The organism is Metapseudomonas otitidis (genome assembly GCF_011397855.1).
GTDB lineage: Bacteria > Pseudomonadota > Gammaproteobacteria > Pseudomonadales > Pseudomonadaceae > Metapseudomonas > Metapseudomonas otitidis.
In genome coordinates this window covers 6,018,381-6,038,729 of record NZ_AP022642.1, presented here as the reverse complement: position 1 = coordinate 6,038,729, position 20,349 = coordinate 6,018,381, and the positions used below count along the sequence as shown (strand labels likewise).

Annotated in this window: 18 protein-coding genes; 10 read left to right on the top strand and 8 right to left on the bottom strand. The window is 68.3% G+C overall.

The window, feature by feature from the left end; all coding sequences use genetic code 11:
* Positions 1 to 4 precede the first annotated feature (4 nt).
* From pdxY to PotMrB4_RS27835, 3 genes are all read left to right on the top strand, one after another.
* A complete protein-coding gene (gene pdxY, locus PotMrB4_RS27845) occupies positions 5 to 874 on the top strand; it encodes a pyridoxal kinase PdxY (protein ID WP_107330307.1) in 870 nt (289 codons plus the stop codon).
* A 258-nt stretch (positions 875 to 1,132) separates the two neighbouring features.
* Positions 1,133 to 1,498, top strand: a complete 366-nt coding sequence (locus PotMrB4_RS27840; protein WP_232060777.1) for a DUF2946 family protein — start codon at positions 1,133 to 1,135, stop codon at positions 1,496 to 1,498.
* Between the two features lie 97 nt (positions 1,499 to 1,595).
* Positions 1,596 to 2,120: a copper chaperone PCu(A)C gene (locus PotMrB4_RS27835; protein WP_044409910.1), complete on the top strand. Its 525-nt coding sequence runs from the start codon at positions 1,596 to 1,598 to the stop codon at positions 2,118 to 2,120.
* A gap of 62 nt (positions 2,121 to 2,182) precedes the next feature.
* Here the strand turns inward: PotMrB4_RS27835 and PotMrB4_RS27830 are convergent, their stop codons facing one another.
* Positions 2,183 to 2,677 (bottom strand): acyl-CoA thioesterase, encoded by a 495-nt coding sequence (locus PotMrB4_RS27830; RefSeq protein ID WP_044409907.1) that lies wholly within the window; start codon positions 2,675 to 2,677, stop codon positions 2,183 to 2,185.
* A 184-nt stretch (positions 2,678 to 2,861) separates the two neighbouring features.
* Here PotMrB4_RS27830 and PotMrB4_RS27825 point away from each other — a divergent pair, with 184 nt between their 5' ends.
* The gene (locus tag PotMrB4_RS27825; RefSeq protein ID WP_172435003.1) at positions 2,862 to 4,133 is read left to right on the top strand and encodes a hypothetical protein; all 1,272 of its coding nucleotides are present in this window, start codon (positions 2,862 to 2,864) and stop codon (positions 4,131 to 4,133) included.
* 48 nt (positions 4,134 to 4,181) lie between these two features.
* On the opposite strand, the gene PotMrB4_RS27820 is transcribed toward PotMrB4_RS27825, so the two are convergent.
* Positions 4,182 to 5,549: a glutamine synthetase family protein gene (locus tag PotMrB4_RS27820; RefSeq protein ID WP_044409902.1), complete on the bottom strand. Its 1,368-nt coding sequence runs from the start codon at positions 5,547 to 5,549 to the stop codon at positions 4,182 to 4,184.
* Between the two features lie 94 nt (positions 5,550 to 5,643).
* Positions 5,644 to 7,035 (bottom strand): aspartate aminotransferase family protein, encoded by a 1,392-nt coding sequence (locus PotMrB4_RS27815; protein WP_074969739.1) that lies wholly within the window; start codon positions 7,033 to 7,035, stop codon positions 5,644 to 5,646.
* Positions 7,036 to 7,305: 270 nt separating this feature from the next.
* Between PotMrB4_RS27815 and PotMrB4_RS27810 the strand changes: the two genes are divergently transcribed.
* A complete protein-coding gene (locus PotMrB4_RS27810; protein WP_074969737.1) occupies positions 7,306 to 7,971 on the top strand; it encodes a GntR family transcriptional regulator in 666 nt (221 codons plus the stop codon).
* Between the two features lie 172 nt (positions 7,972 to 8,143).
* Positions 8,144 to 9,907 (top strand): cation:proton antiporter, encoded by a 1,764-nt coding sequence (locus tag PotMrB4_RS27805; RefSeq protein WP_074969735.1) that lies wholly within the window; start codon positions 8,144 to 8,146, stop codon positions 9,905 to 9,907.
* Between the two features lie 11 nt (positions 9,908 to 9,918).
* Here the strand turns inward: PotMrB4_RS27805 and PotMrB4_RS27800 are convergent, their stop codons facing one another.
* On the bottom strand, positions 9,919 to 10,326 hold the full coding sequence (locus tag PotMrB4_RS27800) for an SMI1/KNR4 family protein (RefSeq protein WP_074969733.1): 408 nt from the start codon (positions 10,324 to 10,326) through the stop codon (positions 9,919 to 9,921).
* A gap of 124 nt (positions 10,327 to 10,450) precedes the next feature.
* Between PotMrB4_RS27800 and PotMrB4_RS27795 the strand changes: the two genes are divergently transcribed.
* Entirely contained in the window at positions 10,451 to 10,930 is a 480-nt protein-coding gene (locus PotMrB4_RS27795; RefSeq protein ID WP_074969731.1) for a GNAT family N-acetyltransferase, read from the top strand.
* A gap of 289 nt (positions 10,931 to 11,219) precedes the next feature.
* Here PotMrB4_RS27795 and PotMrB4_RS27790 read toward each other — a convergent pair whose 3' ends face one another.
* From PotMrB4_RS27790 to PotMrB4_RS27780, 3 genes are all read right to left on the bottom strand, one after another.
* Complete coding sequence (locus tag PotMrB4_RS27790) at positions 11,220 to 12,074, bottom strand: Tim44 domain-containing protein (protein WP_044409887.1); 855 nt, start codon at positions 12,072 to 12,074, stop codon at positions 11,220 to 11,222.
* 131 nt (positions 12,075 to 12,205) lie between these two features.
* Positions 12,206 to 13,114, bottom strand: coding sequence for a D-hexose-6-phosphate mutarotase (locus tag PotMrB4_RS27785; RefSeq protein WP_142013350.1), 909 nt, complete (start codon positions 13,112 to 13,114; stop codon positions 12,206 to 12,208).
* Between the two features lie 72 nt (positions 13,115 to 13,186).
* The gene (locus tag PotMrB4_RS27780) at positions 13,187 to 13,591 is read right to left on the bottom strand and encodes an acyl-CoA thioesterase (protein WP_044409881.1); all 405 of its coding nucleotides are present in this window, start codon (positions 13,589 to 13,591) and stop codon (positions 13,187 to 13,189) included.
* Between the two features lie 293 nt (positions 13,592 to 13,884).
* Here PotMrB4_RS27780 and PotMrB4_RS27775 point away from each other — a divergent pair, with 293 nt between their 5' ends.
* Positions 13,885 to 15,171, top strand: a complete 1,287-nt coding sequence (locus PotMrB4_RS27775) for an MFS transporter (RefSeq protein WP_074969726.1) — start codon at positions 13,885 to 13,887, stop codon at positions 15,169 to 15,171.
* Between the two features lie 148 nt (positions 15,172 to 15,319).
* Here PotMrB4_RS27775 and PotMrB4_RS27770 read toward each other — a convergent pair whose 3' ends face one another.
* A complete protein-coding gene (locus PotMrB4_RS27770) occupies positions 15,320 to 16,624 on the bottom strand; it encodes a PQQ-dependent sugar dehydrogenase (protein ID WP_172435002.1) in 1,305 nt (434 codons plus the stop codon).
* A gap of 179 nt (positions 16,625 to 16,803) precedes the next feature.
* Here PotMrB4_RS27770 and PotMrB4_RS27765 point away from each other — a divergent pair, with 179 nt between their 5' ends.
* Both PotMrB4_RS27765 and PotMrB4_RS27760 read left to right on the top strand, forming a co-directional pair.
* Entirely contained in the window at positions 16,804 to 17,775 is a 972-nt protein-coding gene (locus PotMrB4_RS27765; protein ID WP_172435001.1) for a phosphate ABC transporter substrate-binding protein PstS, read from the top strand.
* Positions 17,776 to 17,945: 170 nt separating this feature from the next.
* A complete protein-coding gene (locus PotMrB4_RS27760) occupies positions 17,946 to 20,234 on the top strand; it encodes an ABC transporter permease subunit (RefSeq protein WP_394354014.1) in 2,289 nt (762 codons plus the stop codon).
* Positions 20,235 to 20,349 lie beyond the last annotated feature (115 nt).

Below are 20,349 nucleotides of genomic sequence, written 5' to 3'. Positions count from 1 at the left end.
TTCCATGTCGCGCACGCCCCATCTCCTCAGCATCCAGTCCCATGTGGTGTTCGGCCACGCCGGCAACCGCGCGGCGGTGTTCCCGGTCGAGCGCCTGGGGGTGAAGGTCTGGCCGCTGAACACCGTGCAGTTTTCCAACCACACCCAGTACGGGCAGTGGACCGGCGAGGTGCTGCCGCCCCGGCAGATCCCCCAGCTGGTGGAGGGCATTGCCGCCATCGGTGAGCTGGGCAACTGCGATGCGGTGCTGTCCGGCTACCTGGGCAGCGCCGCCCAGGGCCGCGAGATCCTCGAGGCGGTGGCCCGCATCAAGGCGGCCAACCCGCGCGCGCTGTACCTGTGCGACCCGGTGATGGGCCACCCGGAGAAGGGCTGCGTGGTGGCCCCCGAAGTGAGCCGCTTCCTGCTGGAGGAGGCCGCGGCCGCCGCCGACTACCTGTGCCCCAACCAGCTGGAGCTGAACAGCTTCGCCGGGCGCCGCCCGGAGTCCCTGGAGGACTGCGTGGCCATGGCCCGCGCGTTGCTGGCCCGTGGCCCGCGGGCGGTGCTGGTGAAGCACCTGGACTACCCCGGTCGCGCCCCGGAGGACTTCGAGATGCTGCTGGTCAGTGCCGACGGCAGCTGGCTGCTGCGCCGGCCGCTGCTGGCCTTCCCGCGCCAGCCGGTGGGTGTGGGCGACCTGACGTCAGGGGTGTTCCTCGCCCGTCTGTTGCTGGGGGACACCCTGGTGGCGGCCTTCGAGTTCGCTGCTTCGGCGGTGCACGAGGTGCTGCTGGAAACCCAGGCCTGCGGCAGCTACGAACTGGAGCTGGTGCGGGCCCAGGACCGCATCGCCCACCCGCGCGTGCGCTTCGAGGCGCGTCGCCTGGGCTGACCTGCGGCCATCTGACTCAGGGCACGTCCAAAAACGTCGGCGAGGCCGGAAGCCGAAGGCAAAAACCGGCGAAAAAGCGCAGTTTACGTGCGGTAAATGAGCATTTGAGGCTGTTTTCAACGCCGCGATGACAACGCAGGCCGTGTTTGGAGGTGCCCTTCAGCGGCTATGCTTGCCGGCGCTGTATCGCTAGCATGGCGCGGTTTCCGGCGTGGTGCCGCTGCCCACGCCGCCCTCCAACGGACCCGGGAGACGGGATTGGCTCATTACGGACGCATGCGCTTCGGCGCCTGGCTCGGACTGCTGGCCCTGTGGCTGGTGGTGGCCGGTCCGTTGCTGTCCCAGGTACGCGCCCAGGCGGGCGAACTGCCGGCCTGGCTGGCGGAGATGGCCTGCGCCTCCGGGCGTGATTCGGCCAAGCTCCCGGCCCACCCCGACCACCTGCTGGCCAAGTGCGGCTACTGCACGCTGCTCTCCGCCTCCCCGGCACTCACGCCCGCACCGCTGCTGCCCGCCCTGTTGCCGGCCACGGCGTTCTTCGCCTCGCTGGAGCCGGAGGCGGGCCATGGTGCCGCCTCGGTATTCCCCGGTGCCCGGCCCCGCGCACCGCCGTCGCTCGCCTGAAGCCGTTTGCCGCCGCGTGCCCCTGCTCGCGGCGTTCCCGGCGTCCGGATGGCCGTTTTCAGGCCCGGCGCCGATCGACTTTCCAAGGAGTGACCCCATGCGCAAGACCCTGATTTCCGCCGCTGCCCTGCTGGGCCTGTTCAGCACCGCCGCCCTGGCCCACGAGTACCAGGTGGCCAAGCTGCACATCGACCACCCGTGGGCCCTGGAGCTGCCGCCGGTGTCCGCCAACGGCGCGGCCTACCTGGTGGTGCACAACAACGGTGACACCCCGGACCGCCTGGTGGGCGCCGACACCCCCCGTGCCGGCAAGACCGAGATCCACGAGCACGTGCACAAGGACGGGGTGATGAAGATGCAGCAGGTGGAAGGTGGCCTGGCCATTCCCGCCGGGGGCGAGGTGCGCCTGGAGCAAGGTGGCTACCACCTGATGATGTTCGGCCTGAAGCAGCCGCTGAAGGATGGCGAGCGCTTCCCCCTGACCCTGCACTTCGAGAAGGCCGGCGACCTCAAGGTGGAGATCGCCGTGCAGAAGGCCGCTCCCGCCGCCGAGAAGGCCCACGCCCACGGCGAGCACGCCGAGCAGGGCGACCACAGCCAGCACAGCGGTCACGCCCAGTAACCGCCTGCCGGCCTGCACCCGCCAGCAGGGGCGCTCGCCCCTGCCGGGTGCAAGCCGGGTCCTCAACCCTGAACGTCGTCCTCGCCGCGCAAGGCGCGGTAGCGGCGTTCCAGTTCCTGGCGGATCTCCCGCCGCTGCTGACCCTGCACGTAACGACGCTTCTGGTCGGGGGTCTGCGGCTCCAGCGGCGGAACCGGTGCCGGGCGGCGCTCGTCGTCCAGCGCCACCATGGTGAAGAAGCAGCTGTTGGTGTGGCGCACCGAGCGTTCGCGGATGTTCTCGGTGATCACCTTGATGCCGATCTCCATGGAGGTGGTGCCGGTGTAGTTCACCGAGGCGAGGAAGGTCACCAGCTCGCCGACGTGCACCGGCTGGCGGAACACCACCTGGTCCACCGAGAGGGTCACCACGTAGCGGCCGGCGTAGCGGCTGGCGCAGGCGTAGGCCACCTCGTCGAGGTACTTGAGCAGGGTGCCGCCATGGACGTTGCCGGAGAAGTTGGCCATGTCCGGGGTCATCAGGACGGTCATCGTCAGTTGTGCGTTGCCGGGTTCCATCGGGGCTCCAGAGGCAGTGTGAATCGGGGTGCGTGACGCGGTGCCGACCGCGCCGGGATGGGCGCCCGTATGATGGGCGTCTTTTTCCCAAGCAAGGACGCCCTCCCATGCCGGCAGGCTACACCTGGCGCCCCACGTGGCGCTGCGAAAACTTAATCGGCCTTCCCATTGCCCGGGGGCAGCCATGAAGCGCGCCGTGATCGGGCTGCTCGGCAGTGCGGTGCTGGTGGGCGCCCTGGTGACGGGGGGCGCGCTGCTGCTGCGGGACGACCCGCTGCGTCCGGAGGTGGCCGGCTGGTTGCGGGATGCCCGCCACGAAGGCGCCGACAGCGCGGCATTCCTTTACCTGATGGGCATGGATGCGCCGGCCGACCAGGCGCCGGAGGCCTACGGCCGTGAGCGGCTGGACCTCTACGAGCGCTGGTACGCCCAGCACGGGGCGACGGATGACTTCAGGCTGCCGGGGCGGCCTGCACTGGAGTTGCCCGAGATTCCCCAACTCTGTGCCCTGGAGGAGAAAGGATGCTGGGCGAGCCTGGTGGCCCGGGATGGGGAGCTGGATACCTGGGTGCAGCGCCATGCCGTGCTGGTCGACCGCTACCACCACCTGCTGGCGTTGGATGATTACCGGACGTTGACCTCCGGCGGCGCCAGCGAACCCTTGCCCAGGCTGTCCTACCTCATTCGAGCCCAGCAGATGGCCGGCCTGCAGCTCATGCAGCGGGCCCGCCGGGGTGAGGGTGACGAGGCGCGGCGCCTGTTGGCGGGAGAGCTGGCCGGCCTGCGCCGCCTTCTGGTGCAGGCGGACACGTTGATCGTGAAGGTCATGGCCAGTGCCATGATCAATCACAACCTGGAGCTGCAGGCGCGGCTGTATCGCCAGGGCTGGATGCCGATGCCGGAGTTGCCCGCGCCCCTGAGCGAGGCAGAGCGTTCCCTGGTTCCCCCGCTGCAGCGAGAGTTCCTGGTGATCGCAACGCTGTTCCAGAACATCCGGCAGGATCGATCGCCGCAACTGAAAGAGCGCGTCGCCATGGCGCTGCTGGTGCGGCCGAATATCAGCGTCAACGCGGCGTTTCCGCCCTTCCGCCAGGTTGCCGAGCTGTCCCGGCTGGAACCGAAGGACTTTGCCCGCGAGGTGAAGGCGCAGCCTCTGCTGGTTCCGCAGCCCACGGGCTGGCGCAACTGGATGGGGGATCGCCTGGTGGGGATCGCTGGCCCGGATTTCCGCACCTACGCCGGCCGCATCCAGGACCTGGACGCGAAGCTGCGCCTGCTGGCGTTGCTGGACGACCTGCCCGCCGAGCCGTCCGGCTGGGCGGCGGCGCTGGCGGCCTCGCCTGTGGATAACCCCTATTACCCTGGCCAGCCGGCGCGCCTGGAGGGCGGGAACCGGGTGTGCTTCGCCGGGCCCCTCGAACCCAGGCCCAACGCCCGCTGCCTGCCGTTGCGCTGACGCTGTGGATAACCCTGCCGGCCCATGGGTCGGCAGGGCTTCCAGCGGTCAGGCGTGGGTCAGGTACCAGCGCCAGTCCTGCTCGCCCACTTCGCTGACGAACTGGCGGAACTCCTCCCACTTGATGGCGAGGTAGATCTTCAGGAACGCCTCGCCCAGGGCATCCTTCGCCCAGGCGGACTGCTCAAGATTGCGCAAGGCGGTGAGCCAGTCGGTGGGCAGGGTTTCGCGGGCCTGCTCGTAGCCGTTGCCGACGATGGGCTCGCCCGGGTCGATCTGTTCGCGGATGCCGGTGTGGATGCCGGCCAGGATGGCCGCAGCCGCCAGGTAGGGGTTGGCGTCGGCGCCGCAGATGCGGTGCTCCACGTGGCGGCTCTTCGCCGGGCCGCCGGGCACGCGGAAGGACACGGTGCGGTTGTTCACCCCCCAGCTCTTGGCCAGCGGCGCGTAGCTGTTGGCCTGGAAGCGCCGGTAGGAGTTGGCGTTGGGGCAGAAGATCGCCAGGGCGTCGTTGAGCGTGGCCATCATGCCGCCGATGGCGTGGCGCAGCAGCGGGGTGCCGTGGGGGTCTTCGCTGGCCATCAGGTTGTTGCCCTCGGCGTCGGCCAGGCTGACGTGCATGTGCAGGCCGCTGCCGGCCAGGTCGCCGAAGGGCTTGGCCATGAAGCAGGCGATCAGCCCGTGCTTGTTGGCCACGCCCTTGACCAGGCGCTTGTAGCGCAGGCCTTCGTCCACCGCCTGCAGCGCGTCGAAGCGGTGCTCCAGGGTCAGTTCCAGCTGGCCGGGGGCGTATTCGGAGATGGCGGTGCGCACCGGCAGGCCCTGGGCTTCGCAGGCGGCGTAGAGGTCGTCGAGGAAGGGCTGCAACTGTTCCAGCTCGTACACGCCGTAGACCTGGGGCGCCTGCGGGCGCACGCCGTTGGCCTGCAGGGCGGGCTGCGGGCGGCCGTTGGCGTCGCGCTGCTTGTCCAGCAGGTAGAACTCCAGCTCCACCGCCATCACCGGGTGGTAGCCGTCGGCCTTGAGCCGGTCGATGGTGCGCGCCAGCACGTGGCGCGGGTCGCCGGCGGCGGCCGGCTGGCCCTGGGTCGGGTGCATGCTCACCTGCACCTGGCCGGTTGGGGTGGCGCGCCAGGGCTGCAGGCACAGGGAGCCGGCGAGGGGGTAGGTCCAGCAGTCGGCATCGGCCACTTCCCAGACCAGGCCGCTGGCTTCCACGTCCTCGCCCTGCAGGGTGAGGGAGAGGATGGAGCTGGGCAGCGGGCGGCCATTCTCGTAGATGGCCAGCAGCTCGTCGCGGTGCAGCAGCTTGCCGCGGGGGATGCCGTTGGCGTCGATCAGCATCAGCTCGATGCTGCGGACTTCGGGGTGGCGTTCGAGGAAGTCGCGGGCTTCCTGGGGATGGGCGAAGGGCATGGGGGTTCTCGCGTCGGGTGGCTGGCGCGTCCTCCAGCCACCGGTGGTTGGGTGTGGGCGGATGACAGCGCCATCCGCCCGACCGGTCTACGGACTATTCGCGGGCGCCGGGGATGGCCAGCAGCTCGGTGATGGCCTGGTCCAGGGTGGCGATCAGCTGGTCCACGTCCGCCTCGGAGGTGGCGGGGCAGCACAGGGTCATGTTGTGGAACGGCGTGATGAGGATGCCGCGGTTGATCAGGTACAGGTGCAGGGCCATCTGCAGCTCGTCGTGGAAGGCGGCCTCGGCCTCGGCACCGGTGCGCGGGGACACCGGGCAGAACTGGAATTCGCTGCGGGCGCCCAGCTCGGTCACCGACCACTTCAGGTCGTGCTGGGCGATGAGCCGGCGGAAGCCGTCGGCCAGGCGCTTGGCCAGGGGCAGCATGTGGTCGTAGGCGGCCTGGGTCATGACCGCTTCGAGGTTGGCGCGCATGCAGTGCATGGCCAGGGCGTTGGCCGAGAGGGTGGTGCCCATGCCGCTGTGGCCGTGGCCATGGCTGTCTTCCTGGGCCTGCCTGCGCGAGGCGGCCATGCGTTCGGCCATCTCCGCGCTGCAGCCGAAGATGCCGCAGGGCACGCCGCCGGCGATCGGCTTGCCGACCACGAAGAAGTCCGGGTCGAGGTTCCACAGGCGGGTGCAGCCGCCGATGTCGGTGGAGATGGTGTGGGTCTCGTCGATGATCAGCAGGCTGCCGTACTTTCGGGTCAGCTCGCGGCACTTCTGCATGAAGCCCGGGTCCGGCAGGACCATGCCGATGTTGGTCATGGCCGGCTCGCAGAGCAGGGCGCAGACGTCGCCCTGGGCCAGGGCGGCCTCCAGGGCCTCGACGTCGTTGAAGGGGATGGCGCGGCTGTACTGGGTCAGGTCGTAGGCCTGGCCCACCAGCCCGGAGCGGTGCACGGTGCGGCCGTCGCGGCTGCGCACCATCACGTCGTCCACGGTGCCGTGGTAGCAGCCGTCGAACACCAGCAGGGTCTTGCGGCCGGTGACGGCACGGGCCCAGCGCAGCACGTAGCGGTTGGAGTCGGTGGCGGTGGCGGTCACCTGCCAGTAGGGCAGGCCGAAGCGGGCGGCCAGCAGCTCGCCGCAGACCACGGCGTCTTCGCCGGGGAGCATGGTGGTCAGGCCGTTGCCGGCCTGCTCGGCGATGGCGCGGGCCACCGGGTCCGGCGAGTGGCCGAACATGGTGCCGGTGTCGCCCAGGCAGAAGTCGATGTATTCGTGGCCGTCCACGTCATAGAAGCGGGCGCCCTTGGCGCGCTCGACGAACAGCGGGCAGGGGGTGGACCAGTCGGCCATCCAGTGCATCGGCACGCCGGCATACAGCGAGTTGCGGGCGCGCTCGGCGAGGGCGACGGACGTCGGGTTGCGCTCGATGAAGCGGGTGCGCTCACGGGCGGCGAAGGTTTCCACGGCGGCTTGGCTGATACCACTGGCGGTCATGCTGAACACCTCGTTCGAATTTCCGCACATCGTGATTTGTGATCACATTTGTGTCAAGCATTGGCCGAATACGTCGTTTGGAGTAGCCTTTCACCTGCTTTGTGATCACAAGGAGGCGAATGAAACCGTCCTTCTGCTGATCGAATTCCGCGCCCGCACAGCCCGTGCGGGCCTCCCCAACCCTTGATATAGACGGTGTCCACGATGCGCGATTGCAGCCTGACCCTCAGCCAACTGCCGGCCCCGCCGGTTTCCGCACGGTGATCCGCCATGGCCGAGAACCTGCAGGAACAGCTGTACCTCCGACTCCGTGAAGGCCTGCTGGCAGGCCAGTTCAAACCCGGCGAACGCATGAAGATCCGCGACCTTGCCGCCGCCTGGGGCACCAGCCCGATGCCGGTGCGCGCCGCGTTGCAGCGCCTGGTGGCCGAAGGCGCCCTGGAAGGCGAGCCGCAGCGCTCGGTGCGGGTGCCGGTGATGACCCGGGAACGCTTCGCCCAGGTGTTCCAGGTGCGCCTGGCGCTGGAAGGGCTGGCGGTGGAAACCGCCGTACCGCGCTTGAGCACCGATGAGCTGGCGACCTTGCAAGGCTGCGTCGAGCGCATGGAAAAGGCCCTGGAGCGCCGCGACGTGCAGGGCTACCTGGACGACAACAGCCTGTTCCATCTGACCCTCTACCGCGCCTGCGCCAACCCGACGCTGCTGCGCATGATCGAATCCCTCTGGCTGCAGGTCGGGCCCTTCTTCAACCAGCTGTTCACCGAGGCGGACCTGTCCCTGCGCCTGAACGACTTCCATGAAGACGCCTATGAGGCCGCGCGGGCAGGCGACGCCCGTGGCGCGCGGGCGGCCATCGAGCAGGACATGCAATTCTTCGGCAACTTCCTGATGAACCTGCTGGCGCTGGAAACCAGCCAGGCCCGCAGCGGCGGTTGAAACCTGTTTCGGTTTGTTTCGCGGAAATGATGGCGTGAGGCCGGGTGTTACTCTCCGGAAAGGTCTGACATAGGCCTTCCAGAATTCTTACGTGGCTCTTCGGGGCCAAGGGAGTAACCCCGGGCGCGGCGACCACGCCTGCGCACTGACGAGCAAGAGGAGCCGGTGCGCCATGCATGCCATCAGTTTCATCCAGGACCTGGCCGTGATCATGCTGGTGGCCGCCATGGTCACGGTGCTGTTCCATCGCTTCAAGCAGCCGGTGGTGCTGGGCTACATCCTCGCCGGCTTCCTCATCGGGCCGCATACGCCGCCCTTCGCGCTGATCCACGACGAACACACGATCAAGATCCTCGCCGAGCTGGGGGTGATCTTCCTCATGTTCTGCCTGGGGCTGGAGTTCAGCCTGCGCAAGCTCTTCCAGGTGGGGGCGACGGCCTTCATCGCGGCCTTCCTGGAAATCGTCCTGATGATCTGGATCGGCTACGAGATCGGGCGCTTCTTCGGCTGGAGCACCATGGACTCGCTGTTCCTCGGCGCAATCCTGGCGATCTCCTCCACCACCATCATCATCAAGGCCCTGGGCGACCTGAAGATGAAGCACGAGCGCTTCGCCCAACTGATCTTCGGCGTGCTGATCGTCGAGGACATCCTCGGCATCGGCATCATCGCTCTGCTGTCCGGCATCGCCCTGTCCGGTTCGGTAGAGACCGGACAGGTGTTCGCCACCGTCGGCAAGCTCAGCCTGTTCATGGTGGTCGCGCTGGTCATCGGCATCCTGCTGGTGCCGCGCCTGCTGGCCTACGTGGCGAAGTTCGAGAGCAACGAGATGCTGCTGGTGACGGTGCTGGGGCTGTGCTTCGGCTTCTGCCTGCTGGTGGTGAAGCTGGAGTACAGCATGGTGCTGGGGGCCTTCCTGATCGGCGCGATCATGGCCGAGTCTCGCCAGCTGGCGCAGATCGAGCGCCTGGTGGAGCCGGTGCGGGACCTGTTCAGCGCGATCTTCTTCGTCGCCATCGGCCTGATGATCGACCCGGCCATCCTGCTGGACTACGCCTGGCCCATCGCGGTGATCACCGTCGCCGTGGTGCTGGGCAAGATGCTCTCCTGCGGCGTCGGCGCCTTCATCGCCGGCAACGACGGACGCACTTCGCTGCGGGTGGGGATGGGTCTGTCCCAGATCGGCGAGTTCTCCTTCATCATCGCGGCGCTGGGCATGACCCTGAAGGTGACCAGTGACTTCCTCTATCCGGTGGCGGTGGCCGTGTCGGCCATCACCACGCTGCTCACGCCCTACCTGATCCGTGCCGCCGACCCGCTGTCACTGCGGCTCGCCAGCCTGGTGCCGCCGCGCATCGCCCGGGTGTTCAACCACTACGGCGACTGGCTGCGCAGCATCCAGCCTCACGGCGAGGGCGCGCTGCTGGCGGGGATGATCCGCAAGATCCTGCTGCAGGTGGGGATCAACATCGCGCTGGTGGTGGCCATCTTCCTTTCGGGCGCCTACTTCGCCGGTGCCCTGACCGGGCACGTGGCGAACTGGGTGGCTGCGGAGAACCTGCAGAAGGGGCTGGTCTGGGGGGCGGCGCTGCTGCTCTCGCTGCCTTTCCTGATCGCCGCGTACCGCAAGCTCAAGGCGCTGTCGATGCTCCTGGCGGAGATGGGCGTGCGCCCGGAGAAGGCCGGGCGGCACACGGCGCGGGTGCGCAAGGTGATCGCCGAGCTGATCCCGCTGCTCGCCCTGGTGGGCTTCATGCCGCTGCTGATGGCGCTGTCGGCGAGCATCCTGCCGACCGTGGAGCTGCTGGTGCTCATCGCCCTGCTGGCGGCAGGCGTTATCGCACTGGCCTGGCGCTGGCTGATCCGCGTGCATTCACGGATGCAGATCGCGCTGATGGAGACCCTGGAGCAGAACCCGCCCAGGCCGCCCCACTGAGGCCCGCCGGCTCAGCTGGCGAGCCAGACGTCCCGGGCCCAGTGCCAGACGGAGTCCCAGCTCTCGTCGGTCATCTCGCCCTCGGCGCCGGACCACAGCAGCACCTCGCCTTCGGCGTCGACCACGTAGTAGTCGTCGCCGTCCTGGCAGATCGGCACCAGGTCGCGGGGCAGGCCCAGGTCCCAGGCCACGGCGGTGACTTCCGGCAGGTAGGTGTGGGACTGCGGGTCGGTGACGGTCACCGGCTCCAGGCGGCCGTAGACCACGTCGCTGACCTTGAGCAGGAATTCGCGGAGTTCGAAGGGCAGGTTGATCAGCAACTGTTCCTCGATCTCCACCAGCAGCTCCTCGTCGGGCAGCTCCAGCGGGACGGGAACCGGTTCGTTGAGTTCGCGCAGCTGTTCGATGACTTCTTCCACGGCGACAGGCCCTCGTGCATTGGGATGCGCTTTATACAGTAGCCGGCGTGTCGGAAAAACCGTCGCGGGGCGACGTGCTGCGCCGGCATACTGCCCGGCCTGATCGACTACGCGAGGCCCGCACATGACCCTGGACTGGAGCTGCCAGCACCACGACGCCCTGACCAAGGAGGCGCTCTACGCCATCCTCGCCCTGCGCACCCAGGTGTTCGTGGTGGAGCAGAAGTGCCCCTACCTGGAGGTGGATGGGCTGGACCTGGTGGGCGACACCCACCACCTGATGGCCCGTGACGGTGAACGCCTGGTGGCCTACCTGCGCCTGCTGGACCCGGTTCGCCAGGGCGGCGAGGTGGTCATCGGCCGGGTGGTGATCGAGGCGAGCGCGCGCGGCGCGGGCCTGGGCCGGCCGCTGATGGCCCAGGCGCTGGAAGCCTGCGAACGGCTCTGGCCGGGAATGCCGGTGTACCTGTCGGCCCAGGCGCACCTGCAGGGGTACTACGGGCGGTTCGGCTTCGAGCCGGTGACCGAGGTGTACCTGGAGGATGACATCCCCCATATCGGCATGCGCAAGGCGGCGGGCGCGGGGATGACCGAGACGGTGTGATGCCGCGCAGCGTCCCGGCCCCGCGCCAAAGCCATGGTCAACGCCCCCGTAGGGTGGCGCTGAGCGCAGCGATGCCCATCGGGCCGGGCGCAACAGGTGGTGCCACGGCCTGGCGTGGACGCGATGCGCTTCGTGGCCTCAGCGCATCCTACGGATCGTGTACAGCCCGACCGGAGGGTGGGCGGCGGGAGTTGGTGGATGCGAAGAGCGTCATCCACCCTTCATCCTCAAGGCCCGACAAAAGAAAACCCCGGGACAAGCCCGGGGTTTCTTCATGCCAGTGTCGCGATCAGTTCTGGCGGATGCCGGCCACCAGCCAGGGCTGGTTGTCGCCGTTGACGCGCTCCATGCGCCAGCTTTCGCTGAACACTTCGCCCTGGTCGAAGCGGGAGGTCTTGGAGACGCCGCTGAAGGTCAGGGTGGCGACGGTCTTGTCGGCCAGTTCGTCGATGCCGTCCAGCTGCACCTGCAGGTTGTCGATGTAGGTGGACTGGAAGCCTTCACCCAGGCTGGCGCGCTCTTCCTTGAGGAAGTTGAGCATCTGCGGGGTGACGAACTCGGCGATCTTGTCCATCTCCGCGGCGTCCCAGTGCTGCTGCAGCGCGAGGAAGTGCTCGCGACCGGCCTCGACGAAGCGGGCTTCGTCGAACCAGCTCGGCGCGTTGAAGGCGCGAGCCGGGGCCGCCGGGGCGGCGCTGCCGAAGATCGGCGCCTGCTGCTGCGGCATTTCACGCTGGAAGGGGGCACCACCGGCGGCACCGGCCATGGCCGGCTGGCCCATCTGCTGGCGCTTGCGAGCGGCGATGAAGCGGAAGATGACGAAGGCGATCAGGGCGATGATCAGGAAGTCGAAGATCTGCATGCCTTCGAAGCCGTCGCCCATGAACATGGAGGCCAGCAGGCCACCGGCGGCGAGGCCGGCCAGCGGGCCGAGCCAGCGCGAGGCGCCACTGGCGGCAGCCGGGCGGCCCGCTGCGTTGGGGGCGGCGGCCGGGGTGTTGGGCTGGGCCTGGCGGGTCTGCTGGGTCTGGTGGGTCGGCGCGGCACCGGAGGTCTTGCCCCCGCCCATCCGCTTGGCGTTGGCGTCCAGGCTGAGCGTCAGGCCGACGCACAGGGCCAGGGCGATACTGAGGAATCGGCGCATCACAGGCTCTCTATAGGGTTGGGAATCACGCGCGCCATGCTGCCCAGTCACCGGGGTGATGACCAGCGAGAGAATGTATCGGGATTTTTAGCGAGGCGTGGGGGCGGGCGCATGCCGGCCCCCGGAGGGGATCAGAGCGCTTCGCTCCACAGGCTGAACGCGAGGCGGTGCCGCGCGCCTGGCGCCAGGTGCAGAACGTCGTCCATCACCTGGGCGGTCTCGATGCAGAGCATGCGCTGCCAGGCGTCGGGGGCGAACTGGGAGAGGCGGGTGGACTTGTCGATCCAGGGGTTCCACACCACCGCCGAGGACGAGCCCTCGGCCTCCAGCACCACGCGGCGGTTCCAGCCTGCGTCGTGGATGGCGACGCGGCGTGGGACGCCGAGGTAGATGCGGTCGGTCTCGCCGCTGAAGGCCACGTCACCGGCCTGCCGGCGGCGGCTCCAGCCGTCCAGGGTCTCGATGTAGTCGCAGCCGTCCAGCCCTTCGACGCGGGCCTGGTGGATGTCGCTCACGGCGAAGTAGGTGTGCAGCGCCTGGCTGATGGCCAGGGGGGCGTCGCCGAGGTTTTCGGTGTCCAGGGCCAGGTGCAGGCGCTGGGCGTCGAGGCGCAGGGTCAGGCCCAGGCGGGCGGCGTGGGGCCAGCCGGGGAGGGGCTGGCGTCGGGTGTCGAGGCTGAAGCGCAGCTGCACCTCGCCGTCGAGGGCTTCGACGCCGTCCAGCTCCCAGTCCAGGCCGCGTACCAGGCCGTGGGCAGGGGCGTTGCCGTCACCGGGGTAGCACGCCTGCACGGCATCGGGGTTGCGGCGCAGGTCGCCGAACCAGGGCCAGCACACCGGCACGCCGCCGCGCACCGACTGGCCGCGCTGGTAGCCGGCCTGTTCGCTGAGCCAGATCAGCGGCTGCTCGCCGTGGCGGCGGTAGCTGAGCACCTGGGCGCCCTGCTGGGCGACCAGCAGCTCGGCTTCGGCGGTGAGTACCCGCCAGCAGGCGAGCGAGTCCATTTCGATGCGTTCGATCTGCGGGGTCGCGCGGGTCATCGGCGTTCTCTCGTGGGGATGGCCCGAGCTTGGGCAAGGGCAGGGCCGGCGAGGTTCCCGCCGGCCGGTGCATCAGCTGCGGCGGGGAACCGGGCGGGTGCGGCCGCTGCCGTCGATGGCGACGAACACGAACACCGCTTCGGTGACCTTGCGCCATTCACTGGAGAGGGGGTCGTCGCTCCACACTTCCACCAGCATCTGGATCGAGCTGCGGCCGATCTCCAGGGTCTGGGTATAGAAGGAGAGCTGGGCGCCGACGGCGACCGGGACGAGGAAGGCCATGCGGTCGATGGCCACGGTGGCGACGCGTCCGCCGGCGACCTTGTTGGCCATGGCGGTGCCGGCCAGGTCCATCTGGGAGACCAGCCAGCCGCCATAGATGTCGCCGAATCCGTTGGTTTCGCGCGGGAGCGCGGTGATCTGCAGGGCCAGGTCGCCCTGGGGAGTCAGGTTTTCTTCTTCTTCGATCTCGATCATGCCTGGGGTGCCTCTACCCCTGTGCTGCTCTGATTTGGCTTCGGTGGGCGGGGAAGGGCACGCTGCCCTGCAAAGAATCCCCGGGCGCCCGTCGACCCACTGCCCGTCGTCCGTGCGCAACAGCGCGCAGTATATAGGTCGGCGTGGCGGGCGACGACCGCCCGGTCGGGCTTTGTCGCGGTCATACGTCAGAGATTGTGTGCCCGGTAGGCCTTTTTGCTATGTTGCGGACCGGCCCGCCGCCAACGCAGTGGCGGGCACGCTTTGCCTGCCCCCCGAACAAGAGACCCCACATGGCCACCGTTTCCGCCTCCGAGGCGCCCGCGCGTCCCCTGACCCGTAGCGACTACAAGACCCTGTCCCTGTCCGCCCTGGGCGGCGCCCTCGAGTTCTACGACTTCATCATCTTCGTGTTCTTCGCCGCTGTGGTGGGCAAGCTGTTCTTCCCCGCCGAGATGCCCGAGTGGCTGCGCCAGCTGCAGACCTTCGGCATCTTCGCTGCCGGCTACCTGGCACGGCCGCTGGGGGGCATCGTCATGGCGCACTTCGGCGACCTGCTGGGGCGCAAGCGCATGTTCACCCTGAGCATCTTCCTCATGGCGGTGCCGACCCTGGTGATGGGTCTGCTGCCCACCTACGCGCAGATCGGCATCTGGGCGCCGCTGGCGCTGCTGCTGATGCGGGTGATCCAGGGCGCGGCCATCGGTGGCGAGGTGCCCGGCGCCTGGGTGTTCGTGGCCGAGCACGTGCCGGCGCGGCATGTCGGCTACGCCTGCGGAACGCTCACCTCGGGCCTCACCGCCGGCATCCTGCTGGGCTCGCTGATGGCGACCCTGATCAACACCCTCTACACCCCGGAAGAGGTGCAGGCCTGGGCTTGGCGCGTGCCGTTCCTGGTGGGCGGTGTGTTCGGCCTGTTCTCCGTGTACCTGCGCCGCTGGCTGCACGAGACGCCGGTGTTCGCCGAGCTGCAGCAGCGCAAGGCGCTGGCCGAGGAGGTGCCGCTGAAGGCGGTGCTGCGCGAGCACCGGGGCGCCATCGCCATCAGCATGCTGCTGACCTGGGTGCTGTCGGCCGGCATCGTGGTGGTCATCCTCATGACCCCCACCGTACTGCAGACCGTGTACGGCTTCGACGCGGCCACCGCGCTCAAGGCCAACAGCCTGGCCATTGTCTGCCTGACCGTCGGCTGCATCGCCTCCGGTGCCCTGGCCGACCGTTTCGGTGCGGGCCGTACCTTCCTGGTGGGCGGGCTGCTGCTGGCGGCCAGTTCCTGGACCTTCTACTCCAGCCTCAAGGCACACCCGGACTGGCTGTTCCCGCTCTATGCGCTGACCGGGCTGTTCGTTGGCACCATCGGCGCGGTGCCCTACGTGATGGTCAAGGCCTTCCCGCCGGTGGTGCGTTTCTCCGGCCTGTCGTTCTCCTACAACCTCGCCTACGCCATCTTCGGCGGGCTGACGCCGATGATCGTCTCGCTGCTGATGAAGTGGGACCCGCTGGGGCCGGCCTACTACGTGGCGGCCCTGTGCGGGGTGGCGGTGTTCATCGGTCTGTACCTGATCGGGCAGAAGCGCTGATCGAGCGCACTTCGTGGGGCACTCCCGTAGGGTGGGCTTCAGCCCACGCTGAGCACCGCTGGTGGGCTGAAGCGGAACGCCGCCCGGCCCACCCTACATGGCCGCCACGTACGGGGCGGCTCTATGCGCTGCGGGGCTGGCCCGGTTATCACCGGGCGGTGGGGGTCACCCGCCAGACCGTGTTGCCGACGTCGTCGGTCACCAGCAGGGCGCCCTGGGCATCCAGGCGCACGTCCACGGGGCGGCCCTGGGCGTTGCCGTCGGCGTCGAGGAAGCCGGTCAGCACGTCCACCGGCTGGCCATTGGGTTTGCCGTCCTTGAAGGGCACGAAGATCACCTTGTAGCCGCTGTGGGGCTTGCGATTCCAGGAGCCGTGCTGGGCGACGAACAGGCCGTTCTGGAAATCCGGCAGGGCGCTGCCGCGGCCGAAGGCGATGCCGAGGGAGGCGGTGTGCGGGCCCAGGGCGTAGTCCGGCACCAGGGCGCTGGCGACCTTCTCCGGGTTGGCCGGTTGCACGCGCTCGTCGACGTGCTGGCCGTAGTAGCTCCAGGGCCAGCCATAGAATCCGCCGTCCTTCACCGAGGTGATGTAGTCGGGCACCAGGTCGCTGCCGATCTCGTCACGCTCGTTCACTGCCGTCCACAGCGCGCCGCTGTCCGGCTCCCAGGCCAGGCCGTTGGGGTTGCGCAGGCCGCCGGCGAACAGGCGCTTGGTGCCGCTGGCGCGGTCCACTTCCCAGATCGCGGCGCGGCCTTGCTCCATCTCCAGGCCGTTCTCGCCGACGTTGCTGTTGGAGCCGACGGTGACATAGAGCCGGGTGCCGTCGCGGCTGGCGATGACGTTCTTGGTCCAGTGGTGGTTGATGCCCGCCGGCAGGTCGGTGACCCGCTGCGGCGTGGCGTCGATGCGCGTCTGGCCGGGCTGGTAGGGCACCTTCACCAGGGCGTCGGCGTTGGCGACGTACAGGGTGTCGTCCACCAGGGCCATGCCGAAGGGCGAATGCAGGTTTTCCAGGAAGGGCGTCTTCAGGTCGGCCACGCCGTCGCCGTCGGTGTCTCGCAACAGGGTGATGCGGTCGGCGCTGGGGGTGCGGGCGCCGGCCTTCTCCATGATCTTGCCGGCGATCCAGCCCTTGAGGCTGAAGCCGCCGTCACTGGCCGGGGCGTTGCTCTCGGCCACCAGCACGTCGCCGTTGGGCAGCAGGTACAGCCAGCGCGGGTGGTCCAGGCCTTCGGCGAAGGCCTTCACCTCGGTGCCCTGGGTGGCCTGGGGACGGCCGCCTGCGGGCCAGCCGGTGGCGGGGGCGATGTTCACCGTGGGGACCAGGGTCTTGTTCGGCGGGGGCAGCTGCGGGGTGGGGCCGGTGCCGTCGGCCACCTGCAGGGCGGCACGCTCGCCGCAGGCGGCACAGAGGACGGCGAGGCTGAGGGGCAGCAGGTGCAGCGCTTTCATGGGGTTCTCCTTGAGCGGGCCCGGGTGGGCTTCCTGTCGGGATGAGTGGCGGTCGCCAGGGGTTGGACCGGCATGATGGCCATTCATCCAATTGTCATATTCGGGTCATAGAGTGTTCACACGGCCTTCCGATACTGGCCCCCGACTCATCCAACCCTATCCTCTGCTAGGAGCAAGGCATGAAACTGAAGCGTTTGATGGCGGCCCTGACCTTCGTCGCCGCCGGCGTTGCCACCGCCAGCGCGGTTGCCGCCGTCGACCCGTCCATCCCGTCCTACACCAAGACCACCGGTGTGTCGGGCAACCTCTCCAGCGTCGGTTCGGACACCCTGGCCAACCTGATGACCCTGTGGGCCGAAGCGTACAAGCGCGAATACCCCAACGTGAACATCCAGATCCAGGCTGCCGGTTCCTCCACCGCGCCGCCGGCCCTGACCGAGGGTACCGCCAACCTCGGCCCGATGAGCCGCAAGATGAAGGACGTCGAGCTGCAGGCCTTCGAGCAGAAGTACGGCTACAAGCCCACCGCCGTCCCGGTGGCCGTCGACGCCCTGGCGATCTTCGTGCACAAGGACAACCCCATCAAAGGCCTGACCATGCAGCAGGTCGACGCCATCTTCTCCGCCAACCGCCTGTGTGGTGGCAAGAGCAACATCAAGACCTGGGGTGAGCTGGGCGTGACCGGCGACCTGGCCGACAAGCCGATCCAGCTGTTCGGCCGCAACTCGGTATCCGGCACCTACGGCTACTTCAAGGAAGAAGCCCTGTGCAAAGGCGACTTCAAGGCCAACGTCAACGAGCAGCCGGGCTCCGCCTCCGTGGTGCAGTCCATCAGCCAGTCCCTGAACGGCATCGGCTACTCCGGCATCGGCTACAAGACGTCCAGCGTGAAGACCGTGGCCCTGGCCAAGAAGGAAGGCGGCGAGTTCATCGAAGACAACGAGCAGAACGCCCTGAACGGCAGCTACCCGCTGTCCCGCTTCCTCTACGTCTACGTCAACAAGGCCCCGAACAAGCCTCTGGCCCCGCTGGAAGCCGAGTTCATCAAGCTGGTCCTGTCACAACAAGGCCAGCAGGTCGTGGTGAAGGATGGCTACATCCCGCTGCCGGCCAAGGTCGCTGAAAAAGCACTGAAGGATCTGGGCCTGTAATCCAGGGCAGATGAAGGGGCGGCTTCCCCCATCGGCCGCCCCGCAAGGATGCGACGGCGCCGGGTGATCCCCGGCGCGAAGGCCCGCCCCCGGCATCACGCCCCGGGCGGGCTTCGTTGCGTCACCACGCTGTCATCTTTCTGTCATACGAAGGCTTTAGGGTGTGCCCCATGAATGACCTGGCCAGTTCTCCCATGACCTCGACGAATCCCCCCGCGCGCATCGACTTCAATACGCCGGCGATGCAGCGCAAGCGGCGCATTCGCGCGCTGAAAGACAACCTGACCCGCTGGTACGTGCTGGTGGGCGGCCTCGCGGTCCTCGCGGCCATCACCCTGATCTTCTTCTACCTCGCCTACGTGGTGCTGCCCCTGTTCAAGGGCGCCGAGCTGACCGCGAAGAAGGTGCAGGCCCCGGCCTGGCTGCAACAGGAGACCGGCAAGCCGCTGTTGCTGACCCTGGAAGAGCAGAACCAGGTGGGCATGCGCGTTTCCGACAAGGGCGAGGTGGTGTTCTTCGCCACGAAGGACGGCGCCGAACTCCAGCGCGTCGCCCTGCCGCTGCCCGAAGGCGTCAGCGTCGCCTCCATCGGCCAGGACCAGCCCGGCCAGCCGCTGGTGGCCCTCGGCCTGTCCAACGGTCAGGTGCTGCTGTTCAAGCACAGCTACCAGGTGACCTACCCGGACAACAAGCGCGTGATCACCCCGCGCATCGACTACCCCTTCGGCGACAAGCCCATGGCGCTGAACCTCGAGGGCAAGCCGCTGGAGCACGTGGCCGTCAACCAGAACGACGAGACCCTGGTCCTGGCCGGCTCCACCGGCAACCAGCTCTACGTGCAGGAGCTGGTGAGCCAGGAGAACATGCTCACCGGCGAGACCACCGTCGAGCAGAACGCCATCGCCCTGCCGCAGATGGTCGAGCCGATCAAGGCCATCTACGTCGACCCGCGCCAGCAGTGGCTGTACGTGATCAACGGGCGCGCCCAGGCGGACGTCTTCAGCCTGCGTGAGCACGCCCTCAACGGCCGCTACAAGCTGTTCGAGGACGGCGACCGCGAAACCACCGCCAGCGCCCTGCTGCTGGGTGGCATCTCCCTCATGGTGGGCGACTCCAAGGGCAGCATCGGCCAGTGGTTCATGGTTCGTGGTGCCGACGGCGAAGCGCGCCTGACCCACATCCGCAGCTTCCAGCTGGGCAGCGCCCCGGTGGTGCAGATCGCCCCGGAAGAGCGCCGCAAGGGCTTCCTCGGTCTGGATGCCAGCGGCAAGCTCGGCGTCTTCCACAGCACCGCCGAACGCACCCTGCTGATCGAGCCCGTGACCGAAGGTGCCGGCATGCTGGCCCTGTCGCCCCGCGCCAACCGCGTGGTGGTGGAGGCCGATGGCAAGTTCCTGCCGTTCCGCCTGTCCAACCCGCACCCGGAAGTCTCCTGGAGCGCGCTGTGGGGCAAGGTCTGGTACGAGAGCTACGACGCGCCCAAGTACGTCTGGCAGTCCACCGCCGCCAACACCGACTTCGAGCCCAAGCTGAGCCTGGCTCCGCTGACCTTCGGCACCCTCAAGGCCGCCTTCTACGCCATGCTGCTGGCCGCTCCGCTGGCCATCGCCGCCGCCATCTACACCGCCTACTTCATGGCCCCCGGCATGCGCCGCAAGGTCAAGCCGGTGATCGAACTGATGGAAGCGCTGCCCACGGTGATCCTCGGCTTCTTCGCCGGCCTGTTCCTGGCGCCCTACGTCGAAGGCCACCTGCCGGGCATCTTCAGCCTGCTTCTGCTGACCCCCATCGGCATCCTGCTGGCCGGCTTCATCTGGAGCCGCATGCCGGAGTCGGTGCGCCTGCGCGTGCCGGACGGCTTCGAAGCCGCCATCCTGATTCCCGTCGTCCTGCTGGTGGGCTGGTTCGCCCTGGGCATGAGCCCGCTGCTGGAGACCTGGTTCTTCGGCGGTGACATGCGCCTGTGGATCAGCAACGACCTGGGCATCACCTACGACCAGCGCAACGCCCTGATCGTCGGCCTGGCCATGGGCTTCGCGGTGATCCCGAACATCTTCTCCATCGCCGAAGACGCCATCTTCAGCGTGCCCAAGAGCCTCACCTACGGCTCCCTGGCCCTGGGTGCCACGCCCTGGCAGACGCTGACCCGCGTGGTGATCCTCACCGCCAGCCCGGGCATCTTCTCCGCCCTGATGATCGGCCTCGGCCGTGCGGTGGGCGAGACCATGATCGTGCTGATGGCCACCGGCAACACCCCGGTGATGGAAGTGAACATCTTCGAAGGCATGCGCACCCTGGCGGCCAACGTCGCGGTGGAGATGCCGGAATCCGAAGTGGGCGGCTCGCACTACCGTGTGCTGTTCCTCGCCGCGCTGGTGCTGCTGATGTTCACCTTCGTGATGAACACCCTGGCCGAACTGATCCGCCAGCGCCTGCGCAAGAAGTACGCATCCCTGTAAGGCGGCCCGCGCCGCGACGGCCCCCTCCCGGCGGGAGGGGGTTTGGACAAACAAGCGCCTCCGGCCCCGGGCGGGAGGCACTGGAAGACTCACGAGTTGGAGACATCCGTGAAAA

Excerpts from the sequence above, each read along its gene's own strand:
- PotMrB4_RS27770 (WP_172435002.1), bottom strand. The coding sequence starts at position 16,624 with ATGAAAGCGCTGCACCTGCTGCCCCTCAGCCTCGCCGTCCTCTGTGCC.
- PotMrB4_RS27815 (WP_074969739.1), bottom strand. The coding sequence starts at position 7,035 with ATGACCGCCAGTGGTATCAGCCAAGCCGCCGTGGAAACCTTCGCCGCC.
- pdxY (WP_107330307.1), top strand. The coding sequence starts at position 5 with ATGTCGCGCACGCCCCATCTCCTCAGCATCCAGTCCCATGTGGTGTTC.
- PotMrB4_RS27795 (WP_074969731.1), top strand. The coding sequence starts at position 10,451 with ATGACCCTGGACTGGAGCTGCCAGCACCACGACGCCCTGACCAAGGAG.
- PotMrB4_RS27810 (WP_074969737.1), top strand. The coding sequence starts at position 7,306 with ATGGCCGAGAACCTGCAGGAACAGCTGTACCTCCGACTCCGTGAAGGC.
- PotMrB4_RS27835 (WP_044409910.1), top strand. The coding sequence starts at position 1,596 with ATGCGCAAGACCCTGATTTCCGCCGCTGCCCTGCTGGGCCTGTTCAGC.
- PotMrB4_RS27785 (WP_142013350.1), bottom strand. The coding sequence starts at position 13,114 with ATGACCCGCGCGACCCCGCAGATCGAACGCATCGAAATGGACTCGCTC.
- PotMrB4_RS27805 (WP_074969735.1), top strand. The coding sequence starts at position 8,144 with ATGCATGCCATCAGTTTCATCCAGGACCTGGCCGTGATCATGCTGGTG.
- PotMrB4_RS27790 (WP_044409887.1), bottom strand. The coding sequence starts at position 12,074 with ATGCGCCGATTCCTCAGTATCGCCCTGGCCCTGTGCGTCGGCCTGACG.
- PotMrB4_RS27830 (WP_044409907.1), bottom strand. The coding sequence starts at position 2,677 with ATGGAACCCGGCAACGCACAACTGACGATGACCGTCCTGATGACCCCG.
- PotMrB4_RS27820 (WP_044409902.1), bottom strand. The coding sequence starts at position 5,549 with ATGCCCTTCGCCCATCCCCAGGAAGCCCGCGACTTCCTCGAACGCCAC.
- PotMrB4_RS27775 (WP_074969726.1), top strand. The coding sequence starts at position 13,885 with ATGGCCACCGTTTCCGCCTCCGAGGCGCCCGCGCGTCCCCTGACCCGT.
- PotMrB4_RS27765 (WP_172435001.1), top strand. The coding sequence starts at position 16,804 with ATGAAACTGAAGCGTTTGATGGCGGCCCTGACCTTCGTCGCCGCCGGC.
- PotMrB4_RS27780 (WP_044409881.1), bottom strand. The coding sequence starts at position 13,591 with ATGATCGAGATCGAAGAAGAAGAAAACCTGACTCCCCAGGGCGACCTG.
- PotMrB4_RS27760 (WP_394354014.1), top strand. The coding sequence starts at position 17,946 with ATGAATGACCTGGCCAGTTCTCCCATGACCTCGACGAATCCCCCCGCG.
- PotMrB4_RS27825 (WP_172435003.1), top strand. The coding sequence starts at position 2,862 with ATGAAGCGCGCCGTGATCGGGCTGCTCGGCAGTGCGGTGCTGGTGGGC.